Origin of the sequence: Pseudomonas sp. MTM4 (assembly GCF_019355055.1) — a bacterium.
Taxonomy (GTDB): Bacteria; Pseudomonadota; Gammaproteobacteria; order Pseudomonadales; family Pseudomonadaceae; genus Stutzerimonas.
Genome location: NZ_CP048411.1, coordinates 3494338 through 3510350, shown reverse-complemented (window position 1 = coordinate 3510350; position 16013 = coordinate 3494338). Strand labels below are relative to the sequence as shown.

Annotated in this window: 13 protein-coding genes; 9 read left to right on the top strand and 4 right to left on the bottom strand. The window is 60.8% G+C overall.

Going from position 1 to position 16013, the window contains the following annotated elements; genetic code table 11:
• Nucleotides 1-57: 57 nt before the first annotated feature.
• The 8 genes from GYM54_RS16180 (at nt 58) to GYM54_RS16145 (ending at nt 10588) form a co-directional block, all read left to right on the top strand.
• Nucleotides 58-2238, top strand: a complete 2181-nt coding sequence (locus GYM54_RS16180; RefSeq protein ID WP_197444912.1) for a malate synthase G — start codon at nt 58-60, stop codon at nt 2236-2238.
• 188 nt (nt 2239-2426) lie between these two features.
• Complete coding sequence (locus GYM54_RS16175) at nt 2427-4361, top strand: putative nucleotidyltransferase substrate binding domain-containing protein (RefSeq protein WP_197444911.1); 1935 nt, start codon at nt 2427-2429, stop codon at nt 4359-4361.
• Nucleotides 4358-5062, top strand: coding sequence for a PolC-type DNA polymerase III (locus GYM54_RS16170; RefSeq protein ID WP_181099614.1), 705 nt, complete (start codon nt 4358-4360; stop codon nt 5060-5062). The genes GYM54_RS16175 and GYM54_RS16170 overlap by 4 nt, the downstream gene beginning before the upstream one ends.
• Before the next feature lie 131 nt (nt 5063-5193).
• Nucleotides 5194-5712 carry an RNA polymerase sigma factor gene (locus GYM54_RS16165; RefSeq protein WP_181099612.1) on the top strand — a complete coding sequence of 173 codons (519 nt, stop codon included), beginning with the start codon at nt 5194-5196 and terminating at the stop codon, nt 5710-5712.
• Nucleotides 5709-6695: a FecR family protein gene (locus GYM54_RS16160; RefSeq protein WP_181099609.1), complete on the top strand. Its 987-nt coding sequence runs from the start codon at nt 5709-5711 to the stop codon at nt 6693-6695. Before GYM54_RS16165 ends, GYM54_RS16160 begins: the two co-directional genes overlap by 4 nt.
• 127 nt (nt 6696-6822) lie before the next feature.
• Nucleotides 6823-9255 (top strand): TonB-dependent receptor, encoded by a 2433-nt coding sequence (locus tag GYM54_RS16155; protein ID WP_131649579.1) that lies wholly within the window; start codon nt 6823-6825, stop codon nt 9253-9255.
• Nucleotides 9255-10376, top strand: coding sequence for a PepSY domain-containing protein (locus GYM54_RS16150; protein ID WP_131649578.1), 1122 nt, complete (start codon nt 9255-9257; stop codon nt 10374-10376). Before GYM54_RS16155 ends, GYM54_RS16150 begins: the two co-directional genes overlap by 1 nt.
• Nucleotides 10373-10588, top strand: coding sequence for a hypothetical protein (locus GYM54_RS16145; RefSeq protein WP_131649577.1), 216 nt, complete (start codon nt 10373-10375; stop codon nt 10586-10588). The genes GYM54_RS16150 and GYM54_RS16145 overlap by 4 nt, the downstream gene beginning before the upstream one ends.
• Nucleotides 10589-10623: 35 nt before the next feature.
• Here the strand turns inward: GYM54_RS16145 and GYM54_RS16140 are convergent, their stop codons facing one another.
• The 4 genes from GYM54_RS16140 to GYM54_RS16125 all read right to left on the bottom strand — a co-directional run bounded on the left by GYM54_RS16140 (nt 10624) and on the right by GYM54_RS16125 (nt 14440).
• Nucleotides 10624-11145, bottom strand: coding sequence for a hypothetical protein (locus GYM54_RS16140; RefSeq protein WP_131649576.1), 522 nt, complete (start codon nt 11143-11145; stop codon nt 10624-10626).
• Nucleotides 11146-11244: 99 nt separating this feature from the next.
• Nucleotides 11245-13014, bottom strand: a complete 1770-nt coding sequence (locus tag GYM54_RS16135; protein ID WP_181099607.1) for a sodium:solute symporter family protein — start codon at nt 13012-13014, stop codon at nt 11245-11247.
• 6 nt (nt 13015-13020) lie between these two features.
• The gene (locus GYM54_RS16130) at nt 13021-13284 is read right to left on the bottom strand and encodes a DUF4212 domain-containing protein (protein ID WP_045163945.1); all 264 of its coding nucleotides are present in this window, start codon (nt 13282-13284) and stop codon (nt 13021-13023) included.
• A gap of 646 nt (nt 13285-13930) precedes the next feature.
• Nucleotides 13931-14440: an ATP-dependent zinc protease gene (locus GYM54_RS16125; RefSeq protein WP_131649574.1), complete on the bottom strand. Its 510-nt coding sequence runs from the start codon at nt 14438-14440 to the stop codon at nt 13931-13933.
• A gap of 182 nt (nt 14441-14622) precedes the next feature.
• Between GYM54_RS16125 and dbpA the strand changes: the two genes are divergently transcribed.
• Entirely contained in the window at nt 14623-16002 is a 1380-nt protein-coding gene (gene dbpA / locus GYM54_RS16120) for an ATP-dependent RNA helicase DbpA (protein ID WP_181099605.1), read from the top strand.
• The last annotated feature ends 11 nt before the right edge of the window (nt 16003-16013 follow it).

Sequence of the window (16013 nt, the reverse complement as noted above, 5' to 3'; positions counted from 1 at the left end):
CGACCCGGACTACAAGAAGAATCGTCCGAAGATTTGAAGAACCAAGTGAGGCGAGTAATGACTGAGCGCGTTCAAGTCGGTGGCCTGCAGGTCGCCAAAGTCCTGTATGACTTCGTCAACAACGAAGCGATCCCCGGTACTGGCGTCGACGCCGCGGCCTTCTGGGCCGGCGCCGACAGCGTCATCCATGATCTGGCGCCGAAAAACCGCGCTCTGCTGGCCAAGCGTGACGAACTGCAGGCGAAAATCGACGCCTGGCATCAGGCCCGCGCCGGTCAGACTCACGACTTCGCCGCGTACAAGACCTTCCTGCAGGAAATCGGCTACCTGCTGCCCGAAGCCGAAGACTTCCAGGCCACCACCCAGAACGTCGACGAAGAAATCACCCGCATGGCCGGCCCGCAGCTAGTGGTGCCGATCATGAACGCACGCTTCGCGCTGAACGCAGCCAACGCCCGCTGGGGTTCGCTGTACGACGCCCTATACGGCACCGACGCCATCTCCGAAGAAGATGGCGCCACCAAGGGCCCGGGCTACAACGAGATTCGCGGCAACAAGGTCATCGCCTACGCCCGCACCTTCCTCGATGAAGCCGCAGCACTGGAAAGCGGCTCGCATGCAGACTCCACCGGCTACCGCATCGAAGGCGGCAAGCTGGTCGTATCGCTGAAAGACGGCAGCACCACCGGCCTGAAAGACCCGCAGCAGCTGCTCGGCTTCCAGGGCGACGCGAGCGCACCGATTGCCGTACTGCTCAAGCACAACGGCATCCATTTCGAAATCCAGATTGACCCGGCCAGCCCCATCGGCCAGACCGACGCCGCCGGCGTGAAAGACATCCTGATGGAGTCGGCGCTGACCACCATCATGGACTGCGAAGACTCCATCGCTGCCGTCGACGCCGACGACAAGACCATCGTCTACCGCAACTGGCTCGGCCTGATGAAGGGCGACCTGGTCGAGAACCTGGAAAAGGGCGGCAAGCGCATCACCCGCGCGATGAACCCCGACCGTGTGTACAGCAAGGCCGATGGCAGCGGCGAGCTAACCCTGCATGGCCGTTCGCTGCTGTTCATCCGTAACGTCGGTCACCTGATGACCAACGATGCCATCCTCGACAAGGAAGGTAACGAAGTGCCGGAAGGCATCATGGACGGCCTGTTCACCAGCCTCGCCGCCATGCATAACCTCAAGGACAACACGACCCGCAAGAATACCCGCACCGGCTCGGTTTACATCGTCAAGCCGAAGATGCACGGCCCGGAAGAAGTGGCCTTCGCCACCGAACTGTTCGGCCGCGTCGAGGATGTGCTCAAGCTGCCGCGCAATACCCTGAAGGTCGGCATCATGGACGAGGAGCGTCGCACCTCCATCAACCTCAAGGCCTGCATCAAGGAAGCGCGCGAGCGCGTGGTGTTCATCAACACCGGCTTCCTCGACCGCACCGGCGACGAAATCCACACCTCCATGGAAGCCGGCCCGGTGGTGCGCAAGGCCGCCATGAAAGGTGAGAAGTGGATCAGCTCCTACGAGGACAACAACGTCGACGTCGGTCTGGCCTGCGGCCTGCAGGGCAAAGCGCAGATCGGCAAGGGCATGTGGGCCATGCCCGACCTGATGGCCGGCATGCTGGAGCAGAAGATCGGCCACCCGATGGCCGGCGCCAACACTGCCTGGGTCCCTTCGCCGACCGCCGCCACCCTGCACGCCATGCACTACCATAAGGTCGACGTGTTCGCCCGTCAGGCCGAACTGGCCAAGCGCAGCAAGGCCTCGGTAGACGACATCCTGACCATCCCGCTGGCCAAGGACACCAACTGGAGCGACGAGGAAAAGCGCAACGAGCTGGACAACAACTCGCAAGGCATCCTCGGCTACATGGTGCGCTGGGTCGAGCAGGGCGTCGGTTGTTCCAAGGTGCCGGACATCAATGACGTCGCGCTGATGGAAGACCGCGCCACCCTGCGTATCTCCAGCCAGCACGTGGCCAACTGGATGCGCCACGGCGTGGTCACCCAGGAACAGGTCGTCGAAAGCCTCAAGCGCATGGCGCCGGTGGTCGACCGCCAGAACGAGGGCGACCCGCTGTACCGCCCGATGGCACCAAACTTCGATGACAGCGTGGCCTTCCAGGCCGCACTGGAGCTGGTCCTCGAAGGCACCAAGCAGCCCAACGGCTACACCGAGCCAGTCCTGCACCGTCGTCGCCGCGAGTTCAAGGCCAAGAACGGCCTGTAACTCGCAAGCCCGCACCAAAGAAACCGCCTTCTGGGCGGTTTCTTTTTGCATGAGAAAACCAGCAACACCCTCATCGAATCAGCCGACGCCCGCAGCCCGCTGCTTCCCCTCGGCGACTAGACTTACGTCCAATGTGCCCTTCCGGACGCACAGCCCACCATTGGCCGCTTGAAAAATGGAAGCGAACCATGAGCAAAGCCGATGCCTTCGCCGAGGCAGGCAAGACTGCCGTGCTGCAGAACATTCACGGGACCATGGAATTTCTGCGCAAGTATCCGCCGTTCAATCAGATGGAACCGGGTCACCTCGCCTATCTGGTCGAAAACTGCCAGCTGCGCTTCTACAGTGAAGGCGACTGCATCATTTCGCCCGATGATGGCATCGTCGAGCACTTCTATATCGTCAAGCAGGGTCGCGTTCACGGCCAGCGACCGCATTCCAGCAAGCGCGGCACCGAAACCACCTTCGAAGTGATCCTCGGCGAATGCTTCCCGATGGCCGCGCTGATGGGTGAGCGCGCAACCCGCACCGGTCATTTCGCCGCCGAGGACACTTTCTGTTTTCTGCTGAACAAGCCGGCCTTCATCAAGCTGGTGTCCAAATCCGCCGCGTTTCGCGACTTCGCCATGCGCGGCGTGAGTAGCTTGCTGGATCTGGTCAACCAGCAGGCGCAGATGCGTGCGGTGGAAAATCTCGGATCTCAATATTCGCTGGAAACCGGAATCGGTGAGCTGGCCTTGCATCATCCCGTTTCCTGCCTGCCCTCGATGCCGCTGAATGAAGCGGTCGCCCTGATGCATGAACACAATGTCGGCAGCATCGTGGTGACCGACGCGGACCTCCACCCCCAGGGCATCTTTACGCTACGCGATCTGCGCCGCGTTATCGGTACCGGCACGATCGATCTGTCGATGCCGATCGCCCAGTTCATGACGCATGACCCGTTCCATCTGCCGCCGGACGCATCTGCATTCGACGCTGCGATTGCCATGACCGAGCGGCACATCGGCCATATCTGTGTGGTGGAGAACGGCTTGCTGCGCGGCGTCATTTCCGAGCGCGATCTGTTCTCGCTGCAGCGCGTCGATCTTGTTCATCTGGCGCAGGCCATTTCTCATGCCGATAGCGTCGAGACGCTGGTGATCATTCGCAGCCGTATTCAGCAATTGGTGGACAACATGCTGGCGCACGGCGCCTCGTCCACCCAGATCACCCGCATCATCACGCTGCTCAACGATCACTCGGTCTGCCGGGTGATCGAGCTGGCCATCGACGCGCTGGGCAATCCAGGCGTCCCCTTTACTTGGCTGTGTTTCGGCAGCGAGGGCCGGCGCGAGCAGACGCTGCATACCGACCAGGACAACGGCATTCTTTTCGAAGCCGAGGACGCGGCTGAAGCCGCACATATCCGTGGACGACTGCTGCCGCTCGCCGAGCGCATCAACCAGGACCTCGGCACCTGCGGCTTTACCCTGTGCAAGGGCAACATCATGGCTGGCAACCCGCAGCTGTGTTTGTCGCGACAGGAGTGGCGTCGGCGCTTCAGCTCGTTCATTCGAGAGTCGACGCCAGAGAACCTGCTCGGCAGTACCATCTTCTTCGACCTGAGAGCGGTCTGCGGCTCCAGCGATGGCTGTGAGCGGCTGCGCAGCGACCTGCTCGACGAGATTGCAGAAAATCGGCTGTTTCAGCGGATGATGGCCGAAAATGCGTTGCGTCACCGACCACCAGTAGGCCGGTTCCGTGACTTCGTCATGACCCGCAAAGGCGACGGCAAGGCGACGCTGGATCTCAAGGTGCAGGGCCTGACGCCCTTCGTCGATGGTGCCCGGCTGCTGGCGTTGGCCAATGGTATCTCCAGCACCAACACGCTCGACCGGCTGCGGCAGCTGGTGGAAAAGCAGGTCATCGACGAAAAAGACGGCGCAGCTTACGAAGAGGCCTACCATTTCATCCAGCAGACGCGCATGCAGCAACACCAGCAGCAGGCACGCGAGGGGCGGCCATATTCCAACCGGCTCGACCCTGACACCCTGAACCACCTGGACCGTCGTATCCTGCGCGAGTCCTTCCGTCAGGCCCAGCGCCTGCAGAGCAGCCTGACCCTGCGTTATCAGTTATGAACATGCCTTGGTTCAACATGCGTGGTCCGGTATTGGACCTTGAACAGCTGCAGCGACGCGACCGGCTACCCGTGCCGGCGACGCCCGCTACCTGCGCACTCAGTGAAACGCGTCTGGTGGTGCTGGACCTGGAAACCAGCGGGCTGGATATGCGCCGCGACATCGTTCTGTCCATTGGCGCGGTTGTCATCGAGAACGGCGGTATCGACCTGGGCCAGCAGTTCGAGTCGACGTTGCTGCGACCGGCTCAGAAAATCAGCGAGAGCGTACTTATCCACGGCATCGCGCCGAGCGAGTTGGAAGCCGGCGAAGATCCCGCCGAAGCGTTGCTGGATTTCATGGAGTTCGTCGCTGACAGCCCGATTCTGGCGTTTCATGCCGGTTTCGATCAGCGCATGCTGGCTCGCGCGCTCAAGCAGACGCTCGGCCACAAATTGCGTCATCCGTTTCTCGACGTGGCCGAACTCGCGCCGATGCTGTGTCACGACAATCGACCGCGACAGAACGGGCTGGATGACTGGTGCAGTCGTTTCGGCCTGCAAGTGCTGCAGCGTCACCATGCCAGCGCCGACGCGCTCGTAACGGCCGAGCTGGCGCTGATCCTGCTCAGTAAGGCGCGCCGGCAAGGACTGGATAGCTTGGCGGCGCTGAATCAGCGGCTGACTAATTGGCGTCGGCGCCAACAGGCGCAATTGATGTAGCACCGCCGCACACGAATCTCTCCGGATCCGCCGCGTAACCGATAGCCAGTCGTTGCACCGATGACGGCAACTTGCGATCATGCTGCGAATAGTTCTCGTTACCGGCCAATCCAGGCCTCGGAGCGTTCGTCTTGTCGGCGGGTGGATCGTCCAATCAACTTTTTGTAGGCACGCTGTATCGCGACCACCGTGATTGGCTGCTCAGCTGGCTGCGGCGCTACCAGACCTGCCCGCATCGCGCCGAGGACCTGAGCCAGGATGCCTTTCTGCGTCTGCTCAAACGCAATGACCTGGGTGAGGTTCGCGAGCCACGTGCGCTGCTGGCGACGATTGCCCGCGGCCTGCTGATCGACCATTTCCGCCGCAGTGCGCTGGAGCGCGCCTACCTCGATGAACTGGCGCTCCAGCCTGAAGAAACGCAACCCAGCGCCGAGGAGCAGTTGCAGATCATCGAGGCGCTGCGCGAGGTGAATGCGCTCCTGGGTCACCTGTCCGCGAAGGCGCGCGCGGCGTTCTTCTACAACCGCTTGGACGGCCTGACACATGCCGAGATCGCCCAGCGCCTCGGCGTGTCGGTCCCGCGCGTACGACAGTATCTGGCCCAGGCGCTGCGCCAGTGTTACATCGCCGTCTACGGCGAGCCGACATGAGCTCGGACCGCACACCGGTATCGGCCCGTGTTCTCGATGAGGCTATCGCCTGGCAATTGCGCCTGGGGGACCACGCGGCGAGCATGCAGCTCGACGCCGAACTCCAGCGCTGGCTGAACCAAAGCGCCGAGCATGCCAAGGCTTGGGCGCAGCTGGGGGGTATCGATCGGCGTCTGGGAACGATCAACTCGCCAAGCGCCAGGCGCGCCCTGCAGCGCAATGCCGCGACCAAACGGCAGCATGCCGTTAGCCGCACGCTTCTGGGGTTGGTCTTGCTCGGCTCACTAGGTATCGGCCTTGCGCTTCAGGCGCGCCCGCTGCCGGTCTGGCTCGCCGACGCAAGCACCGGCGCAGGCGAGCAGCGCAGCCTTACGCTGGATGACAACAGCCGCATCCAGCTGAACAGCCGCAGCGCACTGGACATCCACTTCGACGAGCGGCGACGCGGACTGTTCCTGCATCAGGGAGAAGTGCTAGTGGAAACGGCGCCGGGAAGCGACCCGCGACCGTTCATCGTGGAAACCGCACAGGGCGACCTTCGAGCGCTGGGTACGCGCTTCATCGTTCGCCGCGAAGGCAATGCCACTCGGCTGATCGTGCTGCGCTCGGCGGTCGCCGCGCATCCAGACGACGGGCAAACGGGCCGCACCATAGGCGCTGGCGAACAGGTGCTGATGCATCGCAATCGCCTCGGAGAGAGTTCGGCCGCACCCATCGCAGCAGATGCCTGGAGCCACGGCATGCTGGTGGTCGATGACCTGCCGCTGGGTGAACTGCTGAAAAAACTGGGCGAATACCGCCGCGGCTATCTCGGTCTCGATCCGAGCCTCGAGTCCCTGCGCATCAGCGGCAGCTTTCCGCTGCATGACACCGACTGGGCCCTGGCGGCCCTTCCGCCCAGCCTTCCGGTGCGGATCGAACGTCACACCGACTGGTGGATAAAGGTGGTCCCGGCCGAGCCGGCGGCTGTCCCCAGCAAGTAGCCCATGGCATCCACGCCAGATGCGTGGATGCCCGAACGAAAAAATTCTTATTTGCCCCTATCACTTTTTCGTTCTGCTTCGGCTTGGTGAATGACTGAGACACATTCCTATTCGGGAGCAATTCACAATGCCGTCACTGACTCCGCTGTTTCGCCCCAGCCTGCTGGCCATTGCCATCGCGTTCGCGCCTTCGCCGCTGCTGGCGCAATCTGCCGTCGACGGTGCCGTTGTCCGTGACGAAACGCGCGATTACTCACTCCCTACCGCGCCCCTTGCCACCACACTCAACCGTATTGCCGCAGAGGCCGGGCTGGTTCTGAGCATCGATCCCGCATTGACCCGCGATCGCATGGCCGAGCCGGTGGAAGGCCGCTTCGATAGCCAGGGCGCGCTGCAAGAAGCCCTGCGAGGCACCGGGCTGGAGCTGCGCCAGAGTGCGGCGGGTAGCTATAGCCTTCATCCCGCTGCGACCGATGCGATGGCGCTTCCGGATGTCACCGTGACGGCAACCGAGGCGCTGGCCGAAGGCAGTGAAGAAAGCGGCTATCGCACCAGCACCGTGCGCAACGTCGGCGCGCTGGGTGGGATGCCACTTCAGGATGCGCCCTATTCAGTGACGGTGATTTCCTCGGAACTGATGGACAACATCCAAGCCACTTCCAGCGACGACATTTTCAAGCTCAGCCCTACCACGCAGTTCACCTCCCCGACCAGTGCCGGCTACGCCAGCGCGGTGGCCATTCGAGGCTTCAGCGGTGTCGGCAACCTGAGCATCGCCAATGACGGCCTGCGCTTCAGCAACGGCTACGACGGCGGCAACTTCATCGAGGAAATGGAGCGGCTGGAGATTCTCAGCGGCCTGTCCGGCTTTCTCTATGGTCCGGCCAGCCCCGGCGGGCTGGTCAATTACGTGCTCAAGCGCCCCACTGCCGAGCGCTACAACAGCGTGACCTACGGCACTCCGGGCGGCGAGAACCAGTACCTGCACGGCGACTTCGGAGGGCCGATCGATAGCGAAGGTCGCTTTGCCTACCGCGTCAACCTGCTCGCTCAGGATGGTGAAACCGCCATCGACGGCCAGGTCGAACGCCGCCACATGGCCAGCGTCGCCCTGGACTGGAACGTCAGCGACGACCTGCTCATCCAGTTCGACGCCTCGCACAAGCAGAGCGAGACGCGGGGCCTCACCAGCTACTGGTACTTCGCCGATCAAGCATTCCGGCCCGATGCCGACGACCTGGAGAACGATGAACTCTATAGCCAGCGCTGGGCTTACAACGACAGCCGCCATGACCGCGTCGGCAGCCGCTTCCAGTGGCGCCTGGACGATGTGTTCAGCTTGCGCGGTGCACTGGGCTACAGCCAATACACCACCGAATACGCCTATACGGGGCCAACCGTGAATTCGGCCGGCGTATACGTCCAGCCGCTCTATGCCTTCGCCCCGGTAGAGACCGAAGAAACCTCGGCCAACCTGTTCCTCGATACGGTTTTCGACACCGCCGGCATCGGCCACGCGATGACCTTCGGCTACCAGGGCAACATCGCCCGGGTTCGCTACAACACCGATTACATCCCCTTCCCAGGTCCGCAATATGTGTCGGTCACGCCCGAAGTGCCGTTCAGCGAGCGGCCGCAAGTGGCCAAGCCGGATTACGACCTGGGCGATGGCGACTACCATCTGGCCAGCCGCAGCCAGGCCGACAGCGTGCTGATCGGCGACGTCATCACCTTCAATGAGCAGTGGTCGACGATCCTTGGTGTGACGCACTCGCGCATCAAGACCTTCAGCGACAACTTCGTCTGGGTCGAGGCGTTCGGCAGCGAGCCGGAAATTGAGGACTACAGCGAGACCAAAACCTCGCCCAACGTCTCGCTCGTCTACAAGCCAGTCGAGTGGCTGACTACGTACGTGACCTACATCGAAGGTCTGCAGACGGGTGGCGTGGCGCCGAGCGGCTCGAACAACGCCGGCCAGGCACTGGCGCCGATCGTCAGCGAGCAGTACGAAATCGGTGCGAAAGCCGAGCTCGGCGGTGCCCTGTACACCGTTGCGCTGTTCGACATCGAGAAGCCCAACACCTACACCAATGCAGCCAACTTCTTCGTTCAGGATGGCATGCAGAACAACAAGGGCCTGGAGTTCAGCGTAACGGGCAACGTTACCCCAGCACTGACGCTGGTGGGCGGCGTCACTTTGCTCGATCCAGTCGTAGAAGGCGCGGCGAACGCTGCCAACGACGGCAACCGCCCGGTAGACGTGGCGCGGCACCTGGCCAAGCTGTACGGCGAATACGCAATATTCGGCGTACCCGGGCTGACACTCACCGGTGGCGCCTTCTACACGGGCAAGCAATACACCGACGAGGCCAACGACCACACCATTCCCTCATTCACAACTTTCGACCTGGGCGGTCGCTATCGCATGGCCTTGGGGGATGAGCGTGCCCTGACTCTGCGCGCCAACCTGAGCAACCTGACCGACGAGGAATACTGGCTGAGCAGCCATTACCTTGGAGCACCACGCACGCTCAAGCTGTCGGCGCAGCTGGAGTTCTAATGCGAACCACCACCATCCGTCGCTGGTCCTTCGTCCACACCTGGACCAGCCTGATCTGCACACTGTTCCTGCTGATGCTTGCCATTACCGGGCTACCGTTGATATTTCACCACGAGCTGGAGCACCTGCTTGGCGAGGCGCCCGAGCTGCGTGAGATGCCTGCCGACACCCCACATCTGGATCTGCAGCAGTTGGTCAGTGCCGCCGAGCAGCACCGGACCGGCGAGGTAGTACAGTACTTTGGCTGGGAAGCCGACGAACCTAACGGCGTCGTGGCCATTACCGCTGCGACCGCCGGCACCGAACCAAACTCCTCCTATACCTTCATGCTCGATGCGCGCACCGGAGAAGCGGTGGAGATGCCTGCGGCCAATGGCGGCCTGATGATGTTCTTTCTGCGCATGCACGTGGACATGTTCGCCGGATTACCGGGCAAGTTATTCCTGGCCTTCATGGGCATTATGTTCATTGTGGCGATCATTTCGGGCGTGGTGCTATACGCGCCCTTTATGCGGCGTCTGGAATTTGCTCAGGTGCGCCACGACCGTTCCAGCAGGACGCGCTGGCTCGATCTGCACAACCTGATCGGTGTCGTCACGCTCAGTTGGGCCTTGGTGGTGGGCATCACCGGCGTGGTCAGCGCCTGTGCGGACCTGCTGATCGAGGCTTGGCGTGCCGAATCTCTGAGCGCGATGCTCGAGCCCTACCGGGATGCCCCGCCGTTGACGGAACGCGCACCGGCCAGTCAGTTGCTGGAAATCGCCGCTCAGGCAGCACCAGGCATGCAGCCGGATTTCATTGCATTTCCCGGTACGCGTTTTTCCAGCGAGCATCATTACACGGTGTTCATGAACGGCAGTAGCCATTTGACCTCGCATCTGCTCACACCGGTGCTGATCGATGCGCAAACGCTCGACATCACAGCTGCCGGCAGCCGCCCCTGGTATATGGATGCGCTGTCGCTGTCCTCGCCGCTGCACTTCGGCGACTACGGCGGACGTCCAATGCAGATTCTCTGGGCGGTGCTGGACGTGCTGACGATAATCGTACTCGGCAGTGGGCTCTACCTATGGTGGGTACGACGCCGCGGCGCGACAACGACGCGCGAGGTGATGGCATGAGTTGGCGCCAATCGACTTTCCTGCTGCCCAGCCTCATCGCCCTGCTCGGTATGGCCGGACTATTCGCCGCGCTGTTGGGTGATGGCTGGTGGGATACCTTGGCCTGGCTCGGGTTGGGCGCGCAGGCGGGACTGGGGCTATGGCCCCTGCTACCCGGCCGCGGAGGCCGAGCCGGTAGCGAAAGGATCATCCCCCGGCGCCAGCAGCCCTGACCGCCATAGCAGGCGGCATTGCTGGCATGGAGTGATCAAGAGTGATCGGCTGTGCAAACGGCCTGGTAAAGCGGCGCAGCCACGTCCAGTTCGGTCATGGTTTCAAACTTCGCCTGACCTTCCTCGTTCAGCCGGAACATCACCTTCTCGGTGCAAAGCGCCTGGTAATTCGCGCTTTTTACCGTGGACATCAGATGATGCTTTTCAAAGCGATACAGGGTGAAACGAGCGACGGGCCCCTTGCTGGTCTCTTCGATCTGCGCGTTCGCGCCATCGAGCACCGTATAGACCAGTGGCATCGGAAACTTGATGGTCCAGGGGCGCCAGAACATCTCGCCTTGTTCACTCGATACCACAACGGAGCCCTGCGGCAGGCGCGCTTGCTTGGTATCGAACCAGGTGTATTCGTAATGGATGGTGTAGCCGAGCATGCCCAGACCGGCGAACGCCGGGATGATCCACTTCGGCAGTCGTTTACGAGTCAGGCTGCGCAGCAGCAGCGCGACCCCCGCACCCGCCACTGCGGCGACGATTGCAGCGATTAGATGCCAGATCATATGAATCTTCCTTAAAAAAGTCGGGCTTCCAAATGGAAGCCCGACTTATATCTCAACCATGGGCCAGATTCTAAACCCAACTTCTGGTCGAACTGTTACTTAGTGATCAAGCGCAACGCCAGCACCTTTCGGAGTACGAACGCTTTCCACCAGATCCTGGATTTCCTGCGGCGGAGCCTCAGTGGCCATAGACACAGCGTAAGCAACTGCGAAGTTCAGTACCGCTCCGATGGCGCCGAAGGCCTGCGGAGAGATGCCGAATATCCAGTTGTCAGGCGTGTTGGCGATGGACGCAGTGCCTGGGATGAAGAACCAGCCCAGGTACAGGAAGATGTACACGCTAGTGCTCACCAGACCAACCAGCATGCCAGCAACGGCACCCTTGCTGTTCACGCGCTTGGAGAAGATCCCCATCATCAGCGCTGGGAACAGGCTCGCTGCAGCAAGACCGAACGCTAGCGCCACCACCTGTGCCGCGAAGCCCGGCGGGTTCAGCCCCAGCCAGGTAGCCAGGATGATTGCTGCGGTCATGGATAGACGCGCCGCCATCATCTCGTTCTTCTCGCTGATCTTCGGATTGATGATCGTCTTGATCAAGTCGTGACTGATGGCAGAAGAGATTGCCAGCAGCAAGCCCGCAGCTGTCGACAAGGCTGCCGCGATGGCACCCGCAGCGATCAGACCGATAACCCAGCCCGGCAGGTTGGCGATTTCCGGGTTGGCCAGCACGATGATGTCGTTGTTGACGACCAGCTCGTTACCGTTCCAACCACGCTCTTGGGCAGTGGGGGCGAAGGTAGCGTTGGTGTCGTTGTACATCTGGATACGACCATCGCTGTTCTTGTCTTCCCAAGTGATCAGACCGGTTTGTTCCCACGTCTGGATCCAGCCCGGACGCGCTTCGTACTGAATCGCTTCAGCCTGCGGGCCTTCCGGATAGATGGTATCGACAAGGTTCAGACGAGCCATGGACGCAACGGCCGGAGCAGTCAGGTACAAGAGGGCGATGAAGATCAGCGTCCAGCCAGCCGACCAGCGAGCATCAGCTACTTTCGGTACGGTGAAGAAGCGGATGATGACGTGCGGCAGACCAGCGGTACCGATCATCAGCGACAGGGTGAACAGGAACATGTTCAGCTTGTTGTCGACATCAGCAGTGTAGGCAGCGAAGCCCAGGTCCTGAACGACAGTATCCAGCTTGTCCAGCAGCGGCATACCGGATTCGACGTGAGTGCCGAACATGCCGAACATCGGGATCGGGTTGCCAGTCAGTTGCATGGCAATGAACACGGCCGGAATGGTGTACGCGATGATCAGCACCACGTACTGCGCCACCTGGGTATAAGTAATGCCCTTCATGCCACCGAATACCGCATAGGCGAACACGATCGCAGCGGCAATCCAGATACCGGCGGAGTTGCTCACTTCGAGGAAGCGGGAGAAGGCCACGCCAGCACCGGACATCTGGCCGATTACATAAGTGACGGAGATCAGAATCAGGCAGATAACCGCGACCAGGCGCGCGCCTCGGCTGTAGAAGCGATCACCGATGAAGTCAGGTACGGTGAACTTGCCGAATTTGCGCAGATAGGGCGCCAGCAACATTGCCAGCAGCACGTAGCCACCGGTCCAACCCATCAGGTAGACCGAAGTGGCATAACCACCGGAAGCGATGATCCCCGCCATGGAGATGAACGAAGCCGCAGACATCCAGTCAGCCGCTGTCGCCATACCGTTTGTTACAGGATGGACGCCACCGCCAGCTACATAGAACTCTTTGGTCGACCCAGCTCGGGCCCACACCGCAATCCCTATATATAGGAGAAAGGATGCGCCCACGAACAACATGTTAATCCAATATTGACTCATTCTGGCTTACTCCTCGACCCCAAATTCCTTGTCCAGTTTGTTCAACCGCCACGCGTAGTGAAAGATGATCAAAATGAACGTAATGATGGAACCTTGCTGAGCGAACCAGAACCCCAGATCTGTTCCGCCGACCGGTATACCGGACAGCAACGGGCGCAAGAGGATAGCAAAGCCATATGAGACGAGAGCCCAAACCACAAGGCTCCATGTTATGAGGCGAACGTTCGCCTTCCAGTACGCAGCAGCATTTTCTTTATCGGCGTCGGCCATTGACGTTCTCCGTCTTATTTTTATTACGAGTGAGAGGAACCACATCGTGAATCTAGCAAGGATGGGTTCTGAAAAGAAAGCCCCGACTTTAGTCTGACGAACGCTACCGAATGCCATCTAAACCGCTGAATACGGCATTCCGTACAGGCTTTCATAGCTGAACAAACTGTCGCTCGATAGCGTTCAATCCTCGACGTGACAGTCCGACGCTCGATGTCCCGCTACGACCGGGGATAAACCAGCCCCCCTTGCCAACGCGAACAGCACCCGGTCACCCCCGGCGGCTCGAAACTACCAACCTTAATCGAACATAAAAGCGCGCCAATCATTCCTGCTCTTGATTACATCCAATCAAAGCAGCATGAATAATCAGATATGAACTTCAATACGTTAAATTTAAAATCCAATACAAGCCTTAAATCCAGACACTTAAATTAAGAATCACATTAATCAAATGAAATAAACAATTTAATATCGAAAACAAAATCCAGCCTTCCGACAATGCGACGCATAGTTATGGCTATTCTGTTTTTTAAGCTTTGCACTTAAAGAAAGGCGGACAAAAGCAATTCAGAACGTGTTCCCTGACAACTACTCATCAGCTCGTTCTTTCGCATATCCGCCATCAGATGCATGTGCATGCGTCTTAGCAGGTCGGTCGCCCTGCCGTGTACTTATCGGCCGGATCGATCGCGGCGTTCAGGTCGCGGATGGTTTGGGCGCCGATCAGTAGCGGATAACTGAAGTGGGTACGATCGGTGAGATTCACCTCAGCCTCGCGTAGCTGGTCGCCGATGCACAGCTGCATGCCGATAACCGGCCGCTCCGCCCGTGGCGGCTCGCTATCCGGATCGACCTCAACGCCCTCTTCGGCGCGGGTTTTGATCTGACTGATGCCAATCAGCGGCTGTTCATAAATGGTGTCATCAGCGCCATCGACGGCCAGACGGAAGCGCACCCAGTCCTCACCGTCACGCTGGAACTGCTCGATGTCACGCGCTGACAGCGATGCGGTCATAGCCCCAGTGTCCATCTTGGCTGGCAGGGTCTTGCCGATTTCTTCGATCTTGATGTGTTCGTAACGCCCATAAAGAGTGGGTTCGGCCGCGAACGCCGGAAGCGCCAACAGACCTGCAAGGAAAAGAACGCGAGACAAAAACAACCTCCTGGAACGAGTCATGGACAAGCTATCGATCGACCACTCGCTGGCTGGGTTCCGTTTGCTTGTCCTACAAAACGTTTCGCCGCGATGGCGGGCCGCCTCGGTGGCACGCTTGATCTCCGCGTGAGCCAGCGGCCTGATAGACTGCAGGCCGATCCCCGCCGAAGACTTTCCCCGTGCCCAGTACCGCATTTTCTTCCCTGCCTCTTTCCGCAGCCATGCTGGCCAACCTCGAGGCCCTCGGTTACAGCGAGATGACCGCGATCCAGGCCCAGAGCCTACCCGTGATGCTCAAGGGCATGGACCTCATTGCCCAGGCCAAGACCGGCAGCGGCAAGACCGCCGCCTTCGGCATCGCCCTGCTCGAACCACTCAATCCGCGCTACTTCGGTTGTCAGGCTTTAGTGCTATGCCCGACCCGCGAGCTGGCCGATCAGGTTGCCAAGGAACTGCGCCGGCTGGCGCGCGCGGCGGACAACATCAAGATCCTCACGCTCTGCGGCGGCGTCTCCATCGGCCCGCAGATCGGCTCGCTGGAGCACGGCGCGCACGTCATCGTTGGCACCCCTGGTCGTATTCAGGAGCACCTGAAAAAGGGCACGCTGAAACTCGACGGCCTGAACACCCTGGTGCTCGACGAGGCCGATCGCATGCTCGACATGGGCTTTTACGACGCCATCGCGGAGATCATCGAGCAGACGCCAAGCAAGCGGCAGACGCTGCTGTTCTCGGCGACCTATCCTTCAGGCATCAAGCAGCTTTCGGCCACCTTCATGCGCGACCCGCAGCAGGTGAAGGCCGAGGCGCTGCATGACGATTCACAGATCGAACAGCGCTTCTACGAAATCGATGCGGATGACCGAATGGACGCAGTGGTGCGTGTGCTCGCCAGCTTCCGCCCGGAAACCTGCGTCGCCTTCTGCTTTACCAAGCAGCAATGCCAGGAGCTGGTGGAACAGCTCACGGCCAAGGGCATCTCCGCCATGGCGCTCAATGGTGACTTGGAACAACGCGACCGCGATCAGGTGCTGGCGATGTTCGCCAACCGTAGCCTGTCGGTGCTGGTGGCCACCGACGTTGCCGCGCGCGGCCTGGACATCGACGCGCTGGACATGGTGATCAACGTCGAGCTGGCGCGCGATTCGGAAATACATATTCACCGCGTCGGGCGCACCGGACGCGCCGGCAAAAAAGGGATCGCAATCAGCCTGGTGGCGCCCGCCGAAGCCCATCGCGCCCGCGCCATCGAAGAGCGGCAGAAAGCGTCGCTCAACTGGCAGCCGCTGAGCGACCTGAAAGCGCAGCCCGGCGAGCCGCTGCGACCGCCGATGGTGACGCTCTGCATCGGCGCGGGACGCAAGGACAAGTTGCGCCCCGGCGACATTCTGGGTGCGCTGACTGGCGATGCGGGCATCCCCGGCACCCAGGTCGGCAAGATCGCGATCTTCGATTTCCAGGCGTTCGTGGCCGTCGAGCGCGACGTCGCCAAACAGGCGTTGAATCGCCTCAACGCCGGGAAGATCAAAGGGCGGTCGTTGAAAGTCAGACAGCTTTAAGCTTGAAGCTG